Consider the following 22,579-nt stretch of genomic DNA (forward strand, 5'->3'; position numbering starts at 1 on the left):
GGGGATGAACAGGGAAATGCGCCGCCCCAAGGTTGAGGGGGCGGCACAGGTGGAAGGGAGGTGGGTTTAGGTCAGGGGACTTTGGCTTGGAAGCAGACCGTGCCTTGCCCACCAGCCGCCAACGTCGGCAATGTCAGGGTCATCAGGCCAGGATAGACCGGAGTGGGTGTCCCAGGCTTGGTGGTGGCCGCGCTGGTCAAACTGCCCGCATCGCTATCGCTCGCGCTGGTCAGGGCAGGCGTCACGGCGCTGCTGTTGGCATTGCCTGCCGCCAGAACTACACCCGCCGCATATTTCAGACCCAGGCCAGTGCCGTAGGCAGAGAGTTGCGCCACCATCCCCACCGGCACGTAATCCGCGATCTTGAAATTGCTGGCTGCGCCGCCTGAATTAGTATAGGCGATGCAGTATTCCACCGTCTCGCCGGGCTTTGCACCAATGCTGCCAGTGCTGCCGATGAACGGCTGAGACGGCGAGACACTGATGTTGCGCCCCAGTTTGAGCAGGGTGATGCTGGGTGGGAGACCAAAGGCACACGAAGCACCGTCGGACTGTGCCGCCGCCGAACCAGTAGCCGTCCGGGTGAAGACCCCGGTCGTCAGGTTGATCGTCCCAAAAGCCCCGCCGTTCTGGTAGCCGTACAGCACGTTCTGCTGGTCAAAAAAGAGGCTGCCGATGGCGTTGGAGGAATCCGCTGCCAGGTCCGTGGGGGTGCCGTTAACCGAGACTGCGCCCGTCACCGGGTCAATGACGTACACGCCGCCCGGAGTCACGGCCCCGTAGAGCAGGCCATCAAATGGACTTACTGCCAGATCCCGGAGGAACGCGCTGCTGCCCAGGACCAGACTGGCTGCGGGCGCATTGGTCACGAGGTTGTATCTGTAGATCACAGCGTCCTGCTGCAATTTCTTGATGTACATCATGCCGCTGCGGTCCACCGCTGCCGCCGCAATGCTGGAGCCTACCGGAATATTGGTCAGATTGGCGTACTCCACTGCGCCCGATTTGCCCAGACGGTACAGCCGGAAGGGTGAGCCCACATTGAAGGAGACGATATTGACGGCATAGAAATAGCTGTCCTTGGGATTGTAGGCCGTGGCGTTCAGAGCTGGCCCGAAGCCCCCGGTCCACTGGGGTATACCGCCACTGCCCAGGTTGTTCAGGTCCAACAGATACAGGTTCGACAGCAGGGTGGTGGGATCCTGACGGGTCTGGTAGAAGTTGGTGTCGCAGGCGTAGCTGTTCCCCGCATTGCCCGCCGTGATGGTCAGGGACGCGCTGGCAGGTGCCCGGGCGATCACAGTCCCCCCGCCCACCGTGCCCGTGACATTGGCCGCAGGTATGGTGTTGGTGGCCATTCCCAGCGGCGGACTCCAAGGCGTGAAGGCGACGGTCAGCGTGCAGGAGGCGCTGGCCGCAATGGTGCCGCCCATCAGGGTAAGGACGCCGCCCGTGTTCTCGGGGGCGGAGGTGGTGCCGCCGCAGGTGTTGGCGGTAACCCGCAGATTCATCGGCGTGGGATAGTTCATCGTGGCCGCCACGTTGTCGGTGAGGCCCAGTGCGCTCACGGCGGTGGCGTTGGGGTTGGACACGCTCAGCGTCATGGTGGTGGTGCCCCCGGCCTGAATACTGACTGGCGAGAACGACTTGGCGATGGTCAGTCTGGAGTCCGTAACCGCCACCGGATCGCTGCTGCTGTTGTCACCGGTATCTGCGGCGCGCTCGTTGGGATTGCTCACGGTGGCCGTGTTGGTGACGCTGGGCACTGCCGAAATGGCGACCGCCACCCCCGTGATGCTGAAGGTACTGCTGCCGCCCGCAGGCATCAGCGCCGCCGTGCTGGCATTGGTGCTGGTGCAGGTCACCGTGTTGCTCAGCGAGTTGCATTGCCAGCGCGTCGCGTCGGCCCCACCGAGGGTCACCGGCCCATTAGGCAGGCTCAGGCCCGCAGGCAGGGAGTCCGTGACGGTGGTCGTGCCGTATACGTCCGCTCCCGTGGCCCGCACGGTAAAGGTGAAGCTGCCCGGCTGACCCACCGTGAAGTTTCCAGTGTGGGTCTTGCTGAGGGTCAGATTCGGCGACGAGGCCGTGACCTGAAAGCCGTTGCCCGTAGAGCCGTAATCGCTGTTGTAATGGTAGCTGCTGCCGGAAAAGTCGTAGATGGCGTTGTAAACGCCAGCAGTGCCGCCGCTGAGAATCCGTACCGTGTAGACGGAGGTCATCGAGCTACCGACCTTGCCGCCGGTGTAGAGGGCTGGCCCGATGCACGTGCCGTTGTTGTGATATTTAACGCTATTGATGACATTTTCCCAGCCGCAGGCATCGCCATAGGCGCTACTGTTCACGCTTCCCGTCGGCGCGGCATAGGTAGTGGCGATGTTCAGAATCTGAAAGACTGCGTTGGGCAGGGTGGGAAAGTTCTCCAGCTGCTCGTAGCCCCCCGGGGCGGTGGACGCGTTGAGGGTATAGGTGGCCGTCTGCCCGACCGACACCGCGTTGGGGCCAGTAAAGCTGGCGACCGAGTTGCGGTTCTGGGACACCAGCTTCTCCACGAACAGTTCGCGGGGCGTGGGCGTGCTGACGATGGCCACCCCGGTAGCGCTGGCCTCGATATGGTAGAGCTGGGTGTTGCGCTGCGTGGGCGTTGCCGTCGCTGAAACCAAACTGGAAAATGCCGCGCTCGTTCGCGCGATGCGGACGTTGAAGTAGGCGTCACGGCAGTTGTCAGGGACGTTTTGAAGTCTGTTGGGATGGGCCGGCACTGGCCCCGGTGACAGCGATCCCAGCGAGACGACCGAGAGACTGCCAGGGTCCAGACTGATGGACGAATTGGTCGTGCCGCCATCAAACAAGAAGGCCGCATTGACCGCGCTGGACGCCACGTCGCCCACGTTGCACACCCGGGCACCCACCGGGTAGACATTGGGACCGGCATTCTGGTTGTTGCTGTCCAGACCGATCACATTCCAGGTCAGGGGCGTGATGTTCAGGACAGGGGCCGCCTGGGCCGCCGACGCAGCCAGCCACAGCAGCCCCCCGCCCAGAATGAGGGGCAGGCGGGCAGACCTGCGCCATCCCTTGAAGCGGCTTCCAACCATCACCGAGAGTTTTTCCATTCGGGACCGCATTTCAGCGCTTCACCTGCCCCACCGTTTCATCCAGAGTCAAGTCCAAACGCACGTAAGCTCCTTTCTTTGTGTACCCATTGCCAATGCCCTCAAAGCCCGCCGGATTGTAACCAGCGGTGAGCCAGGTGCCGGGCAGGGCACGCACACTGGCTTCCAGGCCGTAGCCCGACTGCGTGGTGCCGGTGCCCGGCTGCGTCAATACACGCCCCCATGCGCCCACGCCGAAGCGGTCGCCGATGTAAGCCGTGCCGCCGAGTGCGGCCTGGGCGGTGAAGCTGCCAGGATCGTTCAGCAGGGTGCGGGTGTCCACGCCGCCTCGCACCGCCCAGACCGGCTGGCGGTATTCGGCGCTCAGATTGCCGCTCAGTTCGGGCTTGTTGCCCGCCAGACTGCCGTTCACGTATCGCAGGGTGCCCAGGCTATTGAAGGCGCTGTTGCGGTAGGCGTAGCCCACGGCGGCGCGCAGACCGCTCTTGCCCGCACCGAACTCGGCCAGACTGTCAGCGCTGAGGGTCAACTTCGGGGTGAGTTGTCCGACGACGCCCGCGCGAATGACCACGCCGAAGCCTCTATCGTTCAGGATCAGATCGGTTCCGGCGGTGGCGCTGACGGTATCGGATTTGTAGTTCAGGTCCGCGCCCACGCCCAGCTCGGTCTTGCTGCTGGCAATGTCGTATACGGCGCTGCCGCGCAGGCCCAGACCCATGCGGGCGCTCAATGGGAGCGTGGTGGTCACGCCAAAGCGGGCGCGGTTGCCCTGGCCGCCTGCCGTGGGCAGATCGTAGGCCAGCGCGTAGTTGGTGCGGCCCAGCGTGCTGTCCAGCGTCAGGCCAGCCGTCTGGCCCACACCCCAGGTCACTTTGTCGGTGATGCCCAGCGTGACCTTGCCGATGCGGTAGCGCACACCGATGTTGGTTTCGACCTTCTGTGCGCCGCTGAAGGGTTGGGTGTGGACCACATCCACGTCCAGCGGGGCACGGTGGTATCCGGCGCTGGCGATGGCACTGAGGCCCTGCTGATCGCCGAAGCCCACCTTGAGGCCGCCACCGACACTGAAGGGCGACAGGGCGACCTCGGCACGGGCCGAGACACTGCCGCCCTGGGTGGCCCCGGTGGCCGTGGGCGTTCGGTGATACTCGCCGTCCACCAGCGCACGGACATTTGCGGTCACTTTCGCGTCGTAACTGCCACCCACCGTCAGGCCCGGCGTGAAGGCGGCCAGTCCGGAGTACCCCGCGCTCTGGTAGCGCACCTTGAAGCCGAGGCTGCCCCCGCTCAGACCACTGCCACCCAGTTTGGTGTTGGCGTCCAGGCTGACCTGCGTTCCGCCGGAGTAGGCCAGCAGGCCGTCTGCAAGGGTCTTACCATCGGCGTAGCGGGCGCGGGCGCCAAAGGTCACCGTGCTGTCCAGGCTAACGGCGGCCACGCCCACGCTGTAGTTCTTTCCGGTGTATCCGGCCTGCGCGCCGTAGGCCAGTTTGCGCTGAAGGTTCTCGTTCTCCAGCCGGTAAGAGGCCAGCACCACCACATCGTTCAGCGTGGCGTTCATCCGGTCCAGCGCGCGGGTCAGGGTCACGATGCCGGTGCTGCGGTCCAACTGGTAATCCACGTTGGGCAGCAGAGAGACGCGGCCCAGCTCCTTGCCCGTGCCCTCTTCAAGCGTCAGCACTTCCAGCGTCTCACTGCCCAGAACGATATCGCCGTTCTGCAATCTCAGGATGCGGGTGTTCTCAGGGATGACGCGCTCGTCCTTGACACGTGCCTCGGGGATCAGGGCCACGAAGCCGGAGACCAGGGGATTGCCCTTGGTGTTCGCGCTGAGGGCCGTGAACTGTTCTCCCACGGGCAGCACGTCGATAGGCAGCGCGGCGCGGCGGTACTGGGCATGGAAGGCGGGATGGTCATATTCCACGGCCACCGGATCGCTGCCCTGAAGCGGTACGCTCTCCACGCTGCTGTCGCCGAACAGGCTGTAACGCTTCAACGTGTCGCGCCCTACGGGCAGGCCGTCCTTGTCGGCGGTCAGGTAGATCTTGCCCCCAGCCAGCGGTCCCTCGTAACTGGCACGGGCCTGCACTTTCAGGTCTTCATTCAGGTTCAAGGTTCCGTCCAGGCCCAGCGTGGCGCTGACCATGCCCACGCCCACGCGGCCCCCGCCAGGGGTGACGGCGAAGGTCTGACGGGTGATCTGCGCGCCATGCAGAAGGTCCAGTTTCAGGGTGGTGGGCGACGCCTGGGGTTGCAGTTCCAGGATGCCCTCACCATCTGTCAGGCGCAACTGGAAGTCAGCCTCCGTGGTGTTGGCATCGGGGGTGCGCGGCTCCAGATTCGAGCGCAGCGTCACCGACGACTGCGAGGACAGGCGGCCAAACGCGTCCAGTACCCGCACCTTCAGCCGCAGCGGGGTGCTGCCATCGGCGATCAGGGTTTCAGGCAGGACTTCTATCTTTGCGGGCGGTCCCACGCGGTTGACCGTCACACTCTGCCCGGCAAAGGTCAGGACGTTGGGGCCGGGCGTCAAGGGCACGCCCACGTAGACCAGGCGGGTCACGCCGCGGGGGCCGTCCGCGGTGGTCTGGCCGATACGGTCTGCGCCGATCACCGTGCCGTTCACGCTCAGGTCGCTCTGCGTGCCCACCGGCAATTCCACCACCACGCTGATGCGGTCGCGGATTCGCACGTCGCTGTCCGCCAGCGGCAGCTTGACGGCCCCGGCGTTCTCGCTGAGCTGTTCGGGGGCGCTTAAGGCGGCGGCGGCAGCCAGGTCCCCAGCGTCCACCCTGCCCTGCAAAACCTCGCTGCGTTCGCCGCCGTAGCGGGCCAGCAGCGCGGGGGCAGGCAGTTCGGGCAGCGCCCCACTGTGGGCCAGGGTGTAGGTGATGCTGCCACGCAGGACGGTGTTGTTCTGCGAGCCGGGCAGCGTCCAGTACAGCGTGCCACTGGCCCCCCGGCGCGGATCGGCAATGGATTGGCCGTTCAGGCGGCCGCTGCCAACAACGAACGACGCGCCCTCGGGAACGGCGTGGGCAATCACAATCTCCCGTGCCTGCGCGGGGGCGTCGAAGGGCAGACTGACGACGCTCGTACGCGAGACGACAGGAGCGGGCTGAGGTGTGGGCGGCATGACCACCGGGACGGGTGCGGGGGCAGGCACGGGCTGCGCCGCAATCAACTGACCCATCATGGTCTGCGGACGGGGGCAGGCGGGGGTGTCCAGCGTGGCGTTCAGGCTGAAGGTTCCCGCCGCAGTCACGCGCACGCGATAGCTCAGGGTCCGGCTCTCGCCGCCCGCCAGCTCGCCGCTGAAGGTGGCTGGGTCCAGCGCTTCCAGGCCCGCGCCGGGGGTGTCGGTCAGGGTGTAGGGAACAGCCACATCGGCAGTGTTCTTCAGGATCAGCGTGACCGTGGTTTCCTGGCCGATGGGGGTATCGGCCAGCGGCGCACGGGACAGTTGCAGCGGGGTGGAGTCGGCCTGCACACTGACTCTCAAGCTCTGGCTCTGCCCCCAGGGGGCCAGGTCAGCGCTGAAGGTCAGCGGGCCGGGGCGGATAGCGGTGCCCGTCACGCGTAGTTCGCCGGGCTTGTTAGCGCTGAAGAGGCCGCTCAGGTTGCTCAGACCCTCTACCTTCAGGTCCGCCGTGTGCAATTTCAGGTCCAGCGGCAATTCCCCGGCAAAGGCGGTTTGGGCGCGGGCAGTCAGGGTCACGGTGTCCCCCACGCAGACCTCGGACTTATCGCTCTCCAGGCTCAGAACCACCTGCGGGCGAACCTGCACCCTGGCCTCGGCCACACCTCCGCGCGGCACGGTTACGCTGGGGAGCACCGTCACCTGTGCGCCCGCGATTGCGCCGACGCTCAGGGGATAGCTTCCGGCGGCCACGCGCTGCTCGGTGCGGCCATCGACGGTCAGGGGCTGTTCGCCCACCGTCATGTCGGCCAAGGTGGGCTGAGAACCACCGGGCAGGATCAGCTCGGCGGTGATGCGCAGCAGTCCACTCTGGTCCACCCGACTGACCGTGATCGGCGTCTGCACGCCCGCACGCACCAGACTGAAGGCCACCGCGTTGCTGTACTGCTTCGCAGTTACGGGCTGGCGCAGTTCGATGGTGTACTTTCCGGCCTGCGCGGGCAGCGGCAACTCCATCTCGCCCAGGTTACGGCTGATCGGCAGCGGGGTGATGTAGCCGGTGGCGGTGTCGATCAGGCGGGCTTCCAGTTCGGCGGGGCCGTCGCCGTCATACATCTTCAGGGAGTACGCGCCGCCGTCAGTGGTCACGTTGATGGCCGGAATCCACGTCTGCGAATGCACGTTGATGGTCAGGCGATCCGCGCTGACGGCAGCGCTGACCCCGGCCAGCCGGATGGCAAAGGTGTTCTTGCCGTTGCCCTGCGTGACGGCGCGCAGGGTGTATCTGCCCGCGGGCAGGTTCTGGTTCAGCAGCATTTCCCAGCCATGTTTGCCGGGGGTGAAGGTGCGCGTGACCACAACCTTGCCGCCTGCGTCCAGCACGCTGAAGGTGGTGGAGACCGGTGCAGCGTTACCGTCATACTGCTCGTCGCCGTAAGAGCTATCGCTGCGGTAGTCCGACTGGTCCAGGCGGGGGCTGTAAAGGTCCAGACGCACCACTCCGTCCACCGGCACGTCCAGCGTCAGGTTCTGGTCGCCCACCGTCCAGCTCAGGGCGTCGCCCACGCTGGTCAGGGGGAGGCTGGTGCTGATTTCAGTGCCGGATTCCAGCGCATTCGCGCCTGCCCCCACGGCCAACAGGGCAGAGAGGGTCAGGGCGATACGGTGCAGATGAGGTCGGTTGCGCTTCACGGTTTCATTCCCCCCAGCTCAACGTGGGATCGGTGGTGGCCGCGCGCGGCTCGCCGGTCCAGGCAAAGCGGTAGGTGAGGTTCGTTTCACCTGCGGGAAGATTAGCGGTCAGGCTATTGCGACCTTCTTTCAAAGTGGCGCCGGCAGGCAGCGGATCATTGAGGTCCACGCCCTCCAGGGCGCGCGGCGTGGTCAGTTCCAGCGTGACCACGTAGCCGCCATCCACGACATAGATGGCCTTTTCCAGCGTCACCGTGGTGTCGCCCTGATTCACGGTCAGTGTGGTGCGGCGCAGCGCCGAGACCTCGCCGCCCAGCGGGGCCAGCGGGAAATCCACCCCGGTCAGGCCATTCACGGACACCGTCTGGGTGCCGCTCAGGCCGCCGTCGCGCGGCACATGCAGCGGCGGGTAGGGGGTGGTCAGGGGGTCCAGGCGCAGCGCCTGCGTGCCATTTGCCACGTTGGCAAAGCTGTAGCGGCCCCCCGCGTCGGTCAGGGTCTGGCGGCCTCCGGCCAGCAGCACGCGGGCACGCGGCAGCGGGGTGTCCAGTCCTTCCTGATAGCGCCCGTCGCGGTTGCGGTCCACGTACACCACACCCAGGATGTCCGACAGCGGCGCGAAGTTCAGCAGCTTGAGCTTGACCGTGGCCACCGCACGGTTGCTGGCAATTGCGCGGGCCACGCCCCCGGCCCCTATGCCGCTGACGGTCACGGTGTTGACCAGTTCGCCCAGGGCGTCGGGGGTCACGCGCGTGTCGTAGGCCAGCGTGATGGGCACCCCGGCTTTCAGTTCGGCCACGGTCCAGGTCAGCATGCCGCCTGTGATCTGCGGATCTGCAATCGGGTTGCCGTCCAGCTTGCTGCTGCCGGGGATGTAACTCAGCCCCTTCGCAGGTGTGTCGTTGATCTGTGCGTCGATGATGGACGTGGTGGCCGATTTGTTGGTGACAGTCAGGGTGTAGGCCAGGCGGTCCCCGGGCGTTACCTCGGTGGCATTCACATTTTTGAGGACGGTCAACCTGGCGGTCCACACCGGGGTCATGACCTCGTTGCTGTTCAGCGAATCCGGGGTCTGGGTGCTGACAAACTGGAAGATGTTTTTGAGAGCTTCGCCGTCTACCGCACGGGCGCTGACGGACGTGACCACCGTCAGCACGCGCGTCTCATTGGGAGCCAGCGTATCCAGCGTCCACCTGACGGTCTGCGCGCCTTCTGGTCCGGTGCTGAGGCCGCCGTCGGTGGCACTCACGAAGTCCAGGTGGGCAGTCAGCTTGTCAGTCACCCCCACGCCAGTCAGTGGGCGGGTGTAGGGGTTTTGGACCATGAGGCGGTAGGTGATGGTGTCGCCCGCCGCCACCGTCGCCCCGGCAGGCAGGGTCACGGTGGCCCCGCCGTCTTTCGCGGTTGCCACGTAGGATTTAACCAGTTCCGGCAGACCGCCCTCGACGCTCTGCACGGCGTCTGCGGTGGTATTGCTGGTTCCCCGGTTCCCCTTGATGGTAATACGGGCGTCCAGCGGTCCCGTCTGCGTGGAGGTGTAGCACACGCGCACGGGGGCGCTCTGGCCCGCCTCCAGAGGCAGCGGTTGCGCGAGGGGCTGGCCGTCCTGGCCGTAAAAAGTGGCCGCTGCACCGCCCGTGGGATAGCTCACGCTCAGGGTAAAGACGTCCTTTACGTCGCCCGTATTCTTTGCGGTGTGGTCAAAGCAGACCGGCTGGGCCACCACGGCCAGCGCTTTGCTCTGACGGTCTGCGGCGCTGCCTTCGGGGGCCTCGGGATTGCCCTCGGGGCCGATGGCGACCGCAGGCAGGTAGCGCACATCCACCCGCGCCGTATCTGTCACGGTCTGCTTGCCGGTCAGGACAGTGGCTGTGTTGGGAATCACCTTGTTTTCCGCGCTGGCACCGGCCCGCATCTTGAAGGTCAGAGTCAGATCTGCGCCGGGGGCCAGGCTGGGCACGCGCGCGCGCACGCCGCGCACCACGGGTCCCGCTGTGGCGGCCCAGTCCACGCCGTCGGCGGTGTATTCCAGCGTGCCCCCGTTGCTAGACACATTGCTGGCCGCGCTGCCCGCCACGAAGCTCAATCCCTGCGCCAGTTGCTCGGTCAGAAGGTCAGTCAGAATCACCTCGCGGCTCTGGCCCCTGCCGCCGTTGGTGGTCTTGACCGTCACGGTGGTTTCCGAACCAGGGCGCAGCAGCGCGGGAGAGAAGCTCTTGCTCACGGCCAGTTCGGGAGGCGGGCTGATGCGGACCACGCTGACGTTGTTGCTGTCGCTCTGCCCGCCCGCGCAGCTGGCCATAAGATTTACGAAGGCGTCTCCGGCGCTAATCGCGTCTACCAGCAGCAGCACGTCCGCGCTCCTGTCGGCTTCCAGCGTCACACTGCTGATTTCCGGCTCGTTCGCATCGGCCACGCCGTTGCCGTTCAGGTCAAGCACCAGTCTCAGGCCAGGGAAAGAGGTGCCGCCCGCCTCTGTCCGGGCAGACACGGCGAAGGTGGATGTGGCGTTGCCCGCGTTGACGATTTTGTAGACGAACGTCGCCGCCTCGCCGGGCAGCAGGGCCGCACTCTGGCCGGGCTGGGCTGGCGTGCCGTCGGGGGTCACGCTCAGGGCACACACGGCAGAAACGGTGGTCTGCACGACGTTGGATGTGGAGACCACCGGCTGATTGGTGTCGGGCGACAGAAACTCGGCCTGCGCCTGGTTGGTGATCACCGTACCGGCAGGGGTCAGGCTTTGTGCGCCCGCGTGTGCGCCGGGCAGGAGCAGGCCCAGCAGCAGTGTGGGAAGGATGAATAGGGAGCGGGTCACAGGGGTTCTCCTTGAGGAGGGCGGAAGAGCTGGAAGCGGCGCTGAATCAAAGGGTGCAGCAAAAAAAAGAAGTCTGTTGTTGTCGTAAAAAACGCGCCCCACAGTCAAGCGGGGCGCGTGGGTGCATGGCGTTACTTGACCTTGACCACGAAGTTGGCCGAGACTTCCGCGCCGCTGGCCAGGGCGTCGGGAATCAGGTCATTGTTGTTGTCGATGGCAACCGCGACGGTGGTGGCCGTGACGCCTGGGGCCGTGGCGCTCCAGGTGTTGCCGCCGTCAACGCTGTAGATGGTCTTGGACGCCACCACGCCCACGATGCTGACGCTCACGAAGGTGGTGTTGGCCGGCACGGTGTCGCGGATGAAGAAGCGCGCGACCGACGTGTTGAACGTGTTCTTGGCGATGATGCGGTAGGTAATGTCCTGGCCGGGCAGCGCGCCGGTGTTGGGCTGCGCGGTGAAGTTCACCGGGTTGGGGAAGCTGACGCCGGACGGCGTGGCCACCGTCTCGCTTCCGGCGGTGGTGGGCGTGCGCTCCGTGAACTTGGCCACGCCGACGGCTCCGACGGGCGAGACGGTCACGGTGTTGTTGGTGTCGCTCATGGGAATGGTGCTGAAATACCCGGTGGCGTTCTGCGACACGGCGTAGACGCCGGTGCTGGTGCTGGTGGGGACATCAATGCGGGCGAAGACCTTCAGTTCGCTGCCGGCGGCGACCACCGTCGTGACGTACTTGCCGGTGTTGGGACCGCTGGTGATGGTGCCCAGTTCGGTGCCGTCGGCGTAGAAGTAGCGCACGGTCGTGCCGGGGACCGCCGTTCCAGCCGAGAGGATGTAGGTGTCGTTGTACGTGCCGTTGTTCACCACGTCCATCGGGAAGATGGCCGTCGCGTCGGTGACGTCGGGGCTGCTTACGCCGCCGAAGGTGCCGTTGGGGCGCACGGTCTGGTTGGTCGCGGGGGTGGGCACCGCGCCGAGTGGGGCAGTGGCGTCACCGAACTGCGCGGCGGCGGGCATGATCGTGTTGGTGGTGCTGCCGCCGGTTTCCGGGGCGAATCCGGCGTCGTTGATGGAGTCCACGTCGGTGGTCACGCTGCGGCTGAGGACCGGGGCGCTGTCGTCGGGGTCCGGGTACGTGATGCGCGTCAGGTAGTACGCGCTGCTGTTGGCCGGAACAATCAGCGTGGGGTACGTCGCGCCGGTCTTGACCGTCACGGGCGTGCCGTTGGGATTCAGGAACGTGACGCGGATTTCGGTCAGCGGGTTTCCGGCGTTCTGGGTGAAGGTGCCGGTGGCCGCATCAAACGTCCAGCCGGCGTTCAGGGTGCCGTTGGTCGCCACTGCGCCGGAGGGGAACAGCTGCAGCGCGTCGCCCTGGGCGCTGGTGTTGGTCAGCGCGTTGGTAAACGTCACGAAGTCGGCCAGGTTGTCGGGGTCCGCTGCGGGGTAGGCGATCTGGGTGTCGCCGGTGGCGTTCGGAATGATCGGGGTCGTGCCGTCCATGTAGCCGGGGGAGCTGGGGTTGACCGGAGGCGTGTTGGGCGTGGCATCAGGACCGACCGGCAGGGTGGGCACGTTGACCGGACCGCTGGCAGGCGTGGGCGTGTAGGGGTTGCCGCCTGGGTCGACCGGGTTGGTGGGCGGAGTGGAGGGGTTGGGTTTGTTGTCCAACGTGGAGGCGAACATGGTGATGGCCACGAACTGCCAGTCGGTGCCGAGGGCCTTGTTCTCTTCCTCGTTGATGCTGCCGGTGGCGTAGCCGTTGCCGGTGACCGTGCCGTCGGCGGCCAGCGTCGTTCCGGTGCCGGTCACGCGGCCTATGGGCGTGGCCCCAAACACGTCGGTGCGGGTGGCTGTAGGGGGGATCACGATGCGCTGGATGAAGTTCGTGACGCCCTCGTCGATGGGGGTGTTGGGGTCGTCGGCCTGAACCACGATCTGCGCGGTGGACGGGGTGTTGACGAAATCCGTGGTGCCTGCGGGGAAGTACGCGACCGACTGCCCGCCTGCGCCGACCTGGTTAACCGACAGGCCGATGGTCAGCGGCGTGTTGCCCAGGTTGATGGCGGTGTAGAGGGTCTCCACGGCCTGACCCGGCACGGCGTTGAGGACGACCTTGGTGGTGGTGTTCAGGGCGTTCTGCGTGCCGCCGTCCGTGGGCGTGTTGTTCTGGAAGCGGATGTCGAAATCCGGCAGCGGCAGCACGGTGGTCTGCACGGTGTTGGAGTTGAACGGGGTCACGGGCGTGCCGCTGATGGGGTCGTCGTAGGTGGCGCTCGCAACGTTGGTGATGATGGTGCCGGCGGTAGTACTGGTGGTCGCGGCGGTGGCGCTGCCTGCGGCGAGGGCGGCCATCATCATCAGAAACTTGGGATTCACTTTCACGGTAAAACTCCTTTTTGCTTGGGCCGTCTGGCCTGGGCGTCATGGGTGGATAAAAATTGAGGGCTGAAGCTAAAACGGGTGAGGGGGTTTACCTGACCTGAATGCGGTAACCCAGCTCCAGTGATTTGCCGGGGCTGAGTTCGGCCACGATCCAGCGCACAGCGTTGTACTCGCCCGGCTTGACCTCCACCTCTTTCTGCACGGACTTGCCGTTCTCGGTGACGGTGATCGTTTTCTTCAGGGGCGCGGCGGCAAAGGTCTTGCCACCATCGATGGAGTACAGGGTCCTGACGCTGTCCAGACCCTTTTCGGGGGCCAGGTACATAGTGTTTTTGGGCACGGGCAGTTGCACCGGCACATCGCGCATAGACTTGGGGCTGGTGTTCCGGACGCTGACCACCTGACTGATGACATCGCCGGGGTTGACACTGCCGGAGTTGGGCAGCAGTTGTTCGGTGGCCTTGCCGTTCACCTGCACGGTCTTGACGAGCAGCATGGTGAGGTTCAGGCTCAGGGCTTCACCCGCCTGGGCAGCCGCGTGAGCTGCCCCACAGAGCAGCAGAGCGGCGAGCAGTGTGGGCCTATGAAATTTCATAACGTCTCCCCTGAAGATAAACGGCAGCTAAAGACACAACCCAACTGTCGCTTGCACTTCTTTTATGGAAATGAGCCTAGAAATTCAGCTCTTACACGTTGCTTACAGTGTCACAGTGGATCTCCAGCCCAATCCGGCGAAATTCAGAGTATGAGCTTAATGAGAAAACTGGTTTTTTATTAAACTATGGTGTAGACGGGTTTTTCACAGAGTCAGAAATTAAGCGCGATGATGGGCACCATGAAAATGCCCCCATCGGGGGGGGGAACGCCTCAGAATTCGGGCACCAAAATCACCTCTTTCCCAATAAGGAGGGCTACAGTTCCAGGCAGCGGCCCACCCGCCGACCCACAGGCAAAGCGGTCACCAGCACCTCGTACTTGCCCGTCACGAACACCTGAAAGCCTCGCTTTTGCAGATCACGGCGGGTATCGGTCACGTCGGCGCACAGCAGGCTCAGGTCCGGGCGGGCAAAGTTCTTCATGCGTGCGCCGTAGCTCAGGGTGCCGTCGCGATAGCGGGCATTGGGAAAGCCCAGCACCAGCCCGCCGGTGTCGGTCAGGTGGTGGCGGCGCAGCGCCGACAGCAGCACGTCGCGCCGCACGCCCGGACTCTGGAGCAGACTGAGGGCGAGAATCAGGTCAAACTGACCCAGCTCCGGGTGCGGCAGCCGGGTCACGTCCAGGTGCAGAAAGGTGAAGGCCGGATGCCTGCCGCGTGCCGTGGCCAGTGCCGAGGCGTCGGTATCCACACCCACGACGTCAAACGGCCGATCGGGAAACGCTAGGGCTAGGGCGTCCAGCTCACGCCCGGTGTTGACCCCCAGCGCCAGCACGCGCCCACCTGCTGGGGGATCAATCCGCCGCAGGGCCTCAACCAGTGTCAGCAGCAGCTCAGGGTCTTCCAGCTTGTCCACCCGTGACCATTCGCCGTCTGGACCGTAACCGTCCGCGTCCGGTGCAGGCGTGGAGGCATATAGGCGCAGGCCGAAGCTCACCCGGCCCGGCCCGGTCTTCCCGGGCGTCAGCAGGTGCGCGCCCAGCGCGTCGGCCAGGTCTGCCCACACACTCCAGGCGCGGTGGCGGCCTGCCGCGCCCGGCTCGCCGGCATACAGGCCCACACCCACGTCGGGATCAGGCACGTCCAGCGTGACCTCTCCCCCACCGGCCAGCGCTGCACGCACGGCAGGAATGATGGTGGACAGCGGTTCCAGGGTGAACGAGAGAAGAGGCATCCGGCCAGCATACGGGGAGACGTATGGTCAACAGGCCATAAAAAATCCCCACCCGAAGGCAGGGAGTCGGGATCAGGCTCGGGAAAGGGATTAGCCTACCAGGGCGGAGGCGAGCTGTCGCAGACCTTCCAGATCCTCGGGGGCGCGACGGAAGCGTTTCGCGGCCCAGGGCGGGCAGCCTTCTGGCGCAGCAACCTGAACGCGGTGGCCGCGATCACTGCCGGAAAGCTGCGGATCAGCGGAGCGCTGCTGTGTGCCCTGACCCTTGCGCCGGGACTGGCAAAGGTACAGGCGGCCTAGTGCATGGAAACCGGGGCCAGGGACTCAGGGCACCGTATATGCAGAAGGATTCGGCCTGATTCCATCCGCTGCCGGGCTACTGCCAGCGTTCCCGATCCTCACCCGCCGTGCCCAGCAGCAGAGGACGCAACTCGCCGATCAGGTACAGACTGCCACAGGCCAGCGCCAGGGGCACGTTCAGGGCAGCCAGCACGTCCAACGCCTCCGCGGGCGAGTCGGTCAGGGTGACGGGCAGGTCCCCGAACAGTGGGGCCAGGGCCGCCGCCGGGGCCGCGCGGGGGCTGAGGACGGCCTGCGTCAGGACCACGTGCGAGACGTGTGGCCGCAGGGCCGCCACCACGCCCTCGACGTCCTTGTCGCCTGCCGCCCCGAAGACCACCGGCAACGGCGGCACACCCAGGTCGCGCAGGGTGGCGGCCAGTGCCCTCGCACCGTCGGGGTTGTGTGCGCCGTCCAGCAACACACGCCCGCCGCGCCACGGCACCACTTCCAGGCGTCCGGGCCAGCGTGCTGCCGCCGCACCGACTTGAATGGCCTCCCCGCCCACGCCCAGCCGCCACGCCGCCGCCGTCGCCAGAGCCGCGTTACGCGCCCCATGCGCGCCCAGGAGGGGAGTATGGAAGGACAGTGCGGCGCCGGGCAGCGCCACGCTCACCTGTGCGCCCTGCCAGCCCAGGGAACGGGTCTGAATCTCCATCTCCTCTCCCACGGCCCACAGGTCCGCGTTCGTGGCCCGTAGCAGGGGCAGAAGGTCCGCCGCCACGCCGGTCACGGCAGGTCGGTCCGCCCGCAGAATGCCCGCTTTCTCGGCCGCAATGGCCTCCAGCGTGTTGCCCAGAATGTCGGTGTGGTCGAGGGCCACATTGGTAATGACGCTCAGGACGGGGTTCAGGGCGTTGGTGGAGTCCAGGCGTCCGCCCAGGCCCACCTCCATCACGGCCACCTGTACCCCAGCCTCGGCAAACAGCAGCGCACCCAGCGCTGTCACAATCTCAAAGAAGGTTGCGCCTGCCGCCTCCGCGTGGGGACGCAGGCGGCCCAGCGCAGCGCCGACCGTCTCCTGCGACAGTTCCTGCCCGTTCACCTGAAAGCGCTCGGCAAAGCGGGTCAGGTGCGGGCTGGTAAACAAACCAGTGTGCCGGCCGTCTGCCTTGAGAATGGAGGCCAGCACGGCGGCAGCGCTACCCTTGCCGTTGGTGCCGCCCACCAGGATCGTCTGAAAAGATGTCTGCGGGTTGCCCATATGGGACAGCAGCTCTCGCACCCGGTCCAGCCCCGGACGCACCCCAAAGCGCTGGCGCGCGAACAGCCAGTCCAGATGCGCGTCGACGCCAGCCATGCCGTTCACGGACCGCTCAGGCCTGCGCCTCAAAGTGTTTTTCCAGCGCCGGAACGATCTGTTTCTTGCGGCTGATCCGGTGGCCCAGATCGGCTACGTCGCCCACCGTGGGCATGCCAAACGCAGCCTGCACCACCGCCGCTTCGGCCTCGCCCGCCACCAGCACACGGTTGGTCTCGTTCAGAATGTCCACCACGCCCAGCAGCACGCCGTCCAGACCGTCCCTGGTCCGCGCCGCCCGCATGGCGTCCAGTAGCTCGGCCTGCCGTCCGAAAACATAACCGGGATTGGTCGTCTCGATCACGCCCAGGCCCCAGCGCTGCGGCGCAAGCGGGTCCCCGAAGGGAAAGACCTTGTAATCCATCTTCAACAGCTCGGCAGCGGGCGTGTCGCCCAGATCGCTCTTGGCCGCGAACATCTCCAGGGCATAGGCCCCCACGTCGCGCACCCCGGCAATCGGCGCCAGAAATGCCACCGCCTCGCGGTCATCCGGGGTGGTGGTGGGGCTGCGGAAATGCAGGGTGTCGCTGAGAATCGCGCTGAGCATCAGCCAGGCGTCGGTGGGCTCCACGCTCAGCCGGGCCTCGCGGTGTAGTTTCAGCAGCAGGGTGGCGGTACAGCCCACCGGCTCGAACCGCAGCCACGCGGGCTGCATGGTGGTCAGGTCGCCCAGCTTGTGATGGTCAACCACCCGCGTCACCTGCAGGTCGCCCAGATTGGGCGTGGACTGGGCGCTCTCATTGTGGTCCACCAGTGCCACCGCCGTTCCCGCCTCCAGCTGGGGCAGCAGTGCCGGAGCCTCCACCCCGGCCCGCCCCAGCACGAACGGCGTCTCGAGATTCAGGTCACCCAGGCAGAAGGCCTGGGCTGCAGTTCCCTGACGGGTCAGCAGGCGGGCGTAGACCAGTGCAGAGGCGATGGCGTCGGTATCTGGATTGAGGTGTCCGAACACGGGAAGCATGAGCGCAGTGTAGCGGCTGGGCTGCATGTGACAGCCACAACGAACCCCAGACAACGAAAAACCCCCGCACGTGGCGGGGGCTTTCAGGAAACAGGGCGGAGGGGGAAGGAGCAGCTTCAACCCGTTGGGGTTTAGAAGTTGACCTTGTAGCTGATCTTGAAGACCTGGCCACGCGCGTCTTCAGGAGCAGTGGACGTGCCGTTGCGCAGACGCAGGTTGCCCACGCCGTAGCCGACGGACAGATCGTAGTAGTTGCCTTCCACGTACAGCAGGTCCTGGCTCACCCTTGCGCCGGCGTTGTTCTGGTCGGCGTAGTAGCCGGCCGAAGCGCCGCTGAAGGGGGTGTAGGCGCGATTGGTGGCCTGGTAACCGGAGTAGTACAGGGCCAACTTGGTGTTGGGCATCAGGAACTCGTTGAGCTTGACGCCCGCCGAGTACTTGAGGGCATTGGAGGAGTAGTCACCTGCGGTGCCGCCCAGATCGTGCGAACGGGAGTAGTAGCCAACCTGACCTTCCAGGCTGGGCTTGAAGATCACGTTCAGCGGATCGGTGACGACCTTGACGCCGACAGCAAAGGCAGTGCTGTTGTCCACTGCCGCGTTGGCAGCCTGCTCGTTGGCGCTGTAACGGTTGAGGCCGAAAGCACCCTTGACGTCCACCTGCGCGATGCCGATCTTCTTGCCGTACAGCACGTCGCCGTAGGTGAAGCCGTTGCTGTAGCTGCTGGTGGCGTCGCGGTAGCGCGAGGCGTAGCCCACGCGGAAGGACAGGTCCTTGACCAGCGCGCTGGCATCCTTGCCGTTGTGACGCAGTTCTGCGCCGTATTCGGTGTAGCAGGTGCGGTCGCTGAAGTTGGCCAGAGAGAAGTTCAGCGCGCCGCCCACACCGTCGGTGTCGGAGGAGGCGATGCCGGGGTGATCGGCACCACAGCCGCTCGAGTCCAGGAACTCGTTGTTCACCAGACCAAAGTAGCTGTTGTACTTGCTGTTGCGGAATAGCTGGGCATCGCTCTGGGTGCGGACATTGCTCAGAGCCAGGTAGTTGTAGTACGCGCCGACCGACAGGCCGAAGCCGGGGGTGATGTCAGCGCGAACGCTGTAACGCTTGCCCCCACCGTCGACCGTGTTAACGCGGTCGTAGGCGCCAGGCTCCTTCAGGTACTCGTAGTAGCCGCCGCGCACGGTGACCAGGTTGAACAGGTTGACCTTGGCGGCGACGCCACGGTCGATAATGAGGGTGCTGGCCGCACCAGCGTTGTTCGTTTCGCGGTCGTAGTACGCACCCAGGGCCACGGGGCCCAGCGCGCCGCCAACCTTGACGCCAAAGCCGTTCTGGTTGTTGTGGTACGGCGCGGTGCTGCCGTTGTCGCTGTCGGTGGGATCGGCTTCCATGATCCCGGCGGTCGCGTTGTAGCCCGCCGTGATGTTGCGGTAGTTCAGGTCGTAGACCTTGACCGGTCCCAGGGTGCCTGCAACCTTGCCGTAGAACGCGCGCTCGGTGGCGGTTGCGTTGCTGGCGGTGCCGGTACCTGCACCGTAGGTGGTCGTGGTGACGCGGCTCTGGGCGTACTCGCTGTCGATCTGCCAGCCGGCCACAGCGCCGTGCAGGTCTGCACCGAAGGCCAGCACGTCACTGGCAACGACAACGTTGCCTGCCGTGGTGCCCGGGGTGGTGGTGGTGCTGCCGGTTGCGGCGTAATTGGCGGCGATACTGCGGCCGGTCGTGTCCAGGCTTTCCTGGGCAAAGTTCAGGCCAGCCTTCAGGGTACCGATGGGGGTGATGGTCGCGCGCACGCCACGGTAGTACTTGTAGGCGCCGCCGGACAGGCCAGAGGCCGTGCGGCTGACCAGAACGGGCGGTGTCGCGGTGTTGAAGGTGTCGGTGTAGGTCAGGGCGGCGTCCGCGCCGCCGCGGCTGCCGTAGACCACCGTGATGGTGGGCTTGTAGGCGCCAATCACGGGCACGGTGCTGCCGTCCACGTTGACGATAAAGCCGTCGCCGCGTCCGGTGCTGTCGTTGTCGAACAGGTAGTCGCTGAACTTGAACTTCAGCGCCTTGCCGAAGGTCACCGTGATGGGTGCGTTGCCCACGGTGAAGGCCGCCGTGCCCTGCTTGAAGAAGAAGAACAGGGGGCGGTAGGTCACGCCGTCCTGGGTCACGTCGGGGTAGCGGGTGTCAGCCACAGGCAGGCCAGCGCGCACGCCGAAGGTCACGTCGACCTTGTTCACGTTCAGGGCACCGGCGCTCTTGGCGAACACACCGGTCGAGCCGCTGGTCCCGCTGCCGATCTTGCCGGAGCTGTCAAAGGTGATGCCGAAGGACAGGGTGGTGTTGCCTTCCCTGTTCACAGGGGTCACAGCACCGGTGCTGAAGCCGTAGAAGCCGGTCTCAGTGTTGGCCACGGGCGCACGGGCGCCGGACAGGTCGGCCCAGTCCACGGCGGTATCGGCGGTGTCGGCGTCGCCGTCATCACCGGTGCTGAAGACCGTGCCGGGGAGCAGGCGGTCGAAGTCCATGTCGCGCGTGCCGCGGGCCACGTTGTAGGTGGCGCTCAGCGTGGGGCGCAGGCTGAAGGCGTACTTCTCGAGCTGCTTGACGCGGTTGTCCAGATCGCCCACGGTGGTTTCCACCTTGGTCACGCGGCCCGACAGGGTGTCGAAGTCGGCCTTCTGCACCAGGTCGGCCTGGGCAGCTTCAATGGCGCTGGTGCGGTCCTGCAGATTCAGGATGTCTTGGTTCAGCAGCACGGTCAGGTCATTCAGCGCGGCGATGCTGCTGGCGTTGTCGTCGACATCGGCACGCAGGGTGTCGTAGTCGTCGGCGCGGGCCGCCAGGTCGTCGATCTGGGCCTGGAGGTTGGCCACGGCTTCGGCGTCGCCGGTGTTGCCGGCCAGGGTCTCGACGCGCTCTTCCAGACGGGTGAAGTCGTCGCGGCTGACCGCGTTTTCTTCCAGGTCGCTGACGCGCACGCCCAGGGCGGCGAGGTCGGCGGCCAGTTCCTGGATCGCGTTCTGCAGCGCGGTCAGGGTGTCGGCGTCGATGCTGCTGGCAGGCACTTCGCCGGTGCGGACCTGGTCCAGCAGACGGGCGATGATGACGGCGGCCTCATAGCGGGTCAGGTTCTGGGTGCCGCGGTAGGTGCCGTCGGGGTAACCCAGGATGATGCCCTGACCAACCAGACGGTCGATGGCGTCCTTGGCCCAGTGACCGGCAGGAACGTCGGTCAGTGCGGGAACCTGCGGCGCGCTGGCAGGAGCTTCCGTCTGTGCAGCGGCCATGCCGAATGCCAGAGCGGCGGTGAGAACGAGCAAGCTTTTCTTCATATGACCCCCAAAGGTCGTCGCGCGTTCGGAAGCAGTCGGTCGGCTTCTAAAGGTGACAGTGGGGCGAGTTACCGAGTTTCCTCTCCCGGAGTAATTCACCGCGTCGTGTTTCCCTCGGCGCAACTTTGTGGTGCAACCTGCAGCGTCTTCCCCAGATTGGGTGAACAGGCGACAGATCAGCATGGATGATACAAGCATGAAGACAGGGTGGTCAACCCTGAGAGCACGATAAATTCAACATTCTCGGGCGATTGGGGCAAGTCTGATCAAGTCATGAAGGTTTCAGGCTCTTACAAACCGGCCCACGGTTCATCCCCGAGAGGAGATGGAGGTTGGCACTGGCGTCTGGCGTGCGGATGAAGCATCCAGGCTGGCCGCGAACCACTGCGGCAGTTCACCGCGAAAATACCGCTGGCCCCATTCCCGCGCCCACACATCGAAAGTCTGGGCGGAGATGGCAGCCCTGGCCCGCTCGACCAGACGGTGCAGGTACCGCAGGTTGTGCAGCGAGAGCATGCGCGGGGCCAGTAACTCCTCGGCCCGCACCAGGTGGGCCAGGTAAGCGCGGGTGTAGTGCCGACAGGCATAGCAGTCGCAATCCTCGTCGATGGGGCGCAGATCCCGGCGGGGGGCGCTGGAGTTCATGTTCAGCCGCCCATCGTCGGTCAGTGCGTAACCGAAACGCCCGGTACGGGTGGGATACACGCAATCGAACATGTCCACCCCCAGCGCAATGCCCGCCACCAGATCTTCGGGGTGACCCACACCCATCAGGTAGCGCGGCTTGTCGGTGGGCAGGCGGGCTGTGGTGAACTCCACGGCGGGATACATCTCCTCCTTGCTCTCCCCCACGGCGAGGCCTCCAATGGCGAAGCCCGGCGTGGCGAAGGGCAGGGTCAGGTCCAGGCTCTGCTGCCGCAAATCCGGGTGAATCCCCCCCTGCACAATGGCAAACAGCGCCTGATCCTCCCTGGACTTGAAGGTCATGCAGCGCTCCAGCCAGCGCACCGTACGCTCCAGGCTGCGGGTAATGTACTCGCGCTCCGCCGGAAACGGTGGGCACTCGTCAAAGGCCATGATTACATCGGCCCCCAGCGCCTGCTGCACCTCAATGCTGCGCTCCGGCGTCAGCTCAACCAGGCTGCCGTCCAGATGGCTCTTGAACACCACACCCTGCTCGCTGATCTTACGCATGTGCCCCAGACTCATCACCTGAAAGCCGCCGGAGTCGGTCAGAAAAGGACCGGGATACGCGGTGAAGCCAGGCAGCCCGCCGTGCGCAGCCACCAGCTGCTCTCCGGGGCGGAGCATCAGGTGATACGTGTTGCCCAGAATCATCTGGGAGCCTATCTCCAACAATTCCTGCGGACTGATGCCTTTGACGGTGCCCTGGGTGCCCACCGGCATGAACATCGGCGTTGTCACAGTGCCGTGTGGAGTGGTGAACTTGGCCACCCGCGCTCGCCCATCCTGGTGCTGAACCTCAAACTCAAACATGTCCTTATTGTGGCGTATTTGGCACGCTGAAAATCCTGTGACTGACAGCACAGAGACATAAGAGTAGGTCCTCAAGATTTTGCAGGATCCGGAGATAAAATGGCTGCCGTAGGACCAAACGAAAACGCCCCCTCCGGGAAGGAGGGGGCGGAGATGGAGCGGGAGACGAGATTCGAACTCGCGA

10 protein-coding genes are annotated in these 22,579 nt (G+C 65.4%); all 10 read right to left on the reverse strand.

Annotated elements, in window-relative coordinates; genetic code table 11:
- Window positions 1-71: 71 nt before the first annotated feature.
- The 10 genes from IEY31_RS16700 to tgt all read right to left on the reverse strand — a co-directional run bounded on the left by IEY31_RS16700 (window position 72) and on the right by tgt (window position 22,395).
- Window positions 72-3,116: a DUF6923 family protein gene (locus tag IEY31_RS16700; RefSeq protein ID WP_188974083.1), complete on the reverse strand. Its 3,045-nt coding sequence runs from the start codon at window positions 3,114-3,116 to the stop codon at window positions 72-74.
- 13 nt (window positions 3,117-3,129) lie between these two features.
- The gene (locus tag IEY31_RS16705; protein ID WP_229723734.1) at window positions 3,130-7,947 is read right to left on the reverse strand and encodes a DUF11 domain-containing protein; all 4,818 of its coding nucleotides are present in this window, start codon (window positions 7,945-7,947) and stop codon (window positions 3,130-3,132) included.
- A gap of 4 nt (window positions 7,948-7,951) precedes the next feature.
- A complete protein-coding gene (locus IEY31_RS16710; protein WP_188974085.1) occupies window positions 7,952-10,762 on the reverse strand; it encodes a DUF11 domain-containing protein in 2,811 nt (936 codons plus the stop codon).
- A gap of 131 nt (window positions 10,763-10,893) precedes the next feature.
- A complete protein-coding gene (locus tag IEY31_RS16715) occupies window positions 10,894-13,146 on the reverse strand; it encodes a hypothetical protein (RefSeq protein ID WP_188974087.1) in 2,253 nt (750 codons plus the stop codon).
- Between the two features lie 88 nt (window positions 13,147-13,234).
- Window positions 13,235-13,741 carry a hypothetical protein gene (locus IEY31_RS16720; protein ID WP_188974089.1) on the reverse strand — a complete coding sequence of 169 codons (507 nt, stop codon included), beginning with the start codon at window positions 13,739-13,741 and terminating at the stop codon, window positions 13,235-13,237.
- 316 nt (window positions 13,742-14,057) lie between these two features.
- The gene (locus tag IEY31_RS16725) at window positions 14,058-14,975 is read right to left on the reverse strand and encodes a class I SAM-dependent methyltransferase (RefSeq protein ID WP_188974091.1); all 918 of its coding nucleotides are present in this window, start codon (window positions 14,973-14,975) and stop codon (window positions 14,058-14,060) included.
- A gap of 376 nt (window positions 14,976-15,351) precedes the next feature.
- Complete coding sequence (locus IEY31_RS16730; RefSeq protein ID WP_188974100.1) at window positions 15,352-16,614, reverse strand: bifunctional folylpolyglutamate synthase/dihydrofolate synthase; 1,263 nt, start codon at window positions 16,612-16,614, stop codon at window positions 15,352-15,354.
- Window positions 16,615-16,630: 16 nt separating this feature from the next.
- Window positions 16,631-17,575: a manganese-dependent inorganic pyrophosphatase gene (locus tag IEY31_RS16735; RefSeq protein ID WP_188974093.1), complete on the reverse strand. Its 945-nt coding sequence runs from the start codon at window positions 17,573-17,575 to the stop codon at window positions 16,631-16,633.
- A 131-nt stretch (window positions 17,576-17,706) separates the two neighbouring features.
- Entirely contained in the window at window positions 17,707-20,898 is a 3,192-nt protein-coding gene (locus tag IEY31_RS16740) for an S-layer homology domain-containing protein (RefSeq protein ID WP_188974095.1), read from the reverse strand.
- A 309-nt stretch (window positions 20,899-21,207) separates the two neighbouring features.
- Window positions 21,208-22,395: a tRNA guanosine(34) transglycosylase Tgt gene (tgt, locus tag IEY31_RS16745; protein WP_188974096.1), complete on the reverse strand. Its 1,188-nt coding sequence runs from the start codon at window positions 22,393-22,395 to the stop codon at window positions 21,208-21,210.
- Window positions 22,396-22,579: the final 184 nt, after the last annotated feature.

This window comes from Deinococcus aerolatus, from assembly GCF_014647055.1.
Lineage (GTDB): Bacteria > Deinococcota > Deinococci > Deinococcales > Deinococcaceae > Deinococcus > Deinococcus aerolatus.

Excerpts from the sequence above, each read along its gene's own strand:
- IEY31_RS16700 (WP_188974083.1), bottom strand. The coding sequence starts at position 3,116 with ATGGAAAAACTCTCGGTGATGGTTGGAAGCCGCTTCAAGGGATGGCGC.
- IEY31_RS16720 (WP_188974089.1), bottom strand. The coding sequence starts at position 13,741 with ATGAAATTTCATAGGCCCACACTGCTCGCCGCTCTGCTGCTCTGTGGG.
- IEY31_RS16725 (WP_188974091.1), bottom strand. The coding sequence starts at position 14,975 with ATGCCTCTTCTCTCGTTCACCCTGGAACCGCTGTCCACCATCATTCCT.
- IEY31_RS16730 (WP_188974100.1), bottom strand. The coding sequence starts at position 16,614 with ATGGCTGGCGTCGACGCGCATCTGGACTGGCTGTTCGCGCGCCAGCGC.
- IEY31_RS16735 (WP_188974093.1), bottom strand. The coding sequence starts at position 17,575 with ATGCTTCCCGTGTTCGGACACCTCAATCCAGATACCGACGCCATCGCC.
- IEY31_RS16740 (WP_188974095.1), bottom strand. The coding sequence starts at position 20,898 with ATGAAGAAAAGCTTGCTCGTTCTCACCGCCGCTCTGGCATTCGGCATG.
- tgt (WP_188974096.1), bottom strand. The coding sequence starts at position 22,395 with ATGTTTGAGTTTGAGGTTCAGCACCAGGATGGGCGAGCGCGGGTGGCC.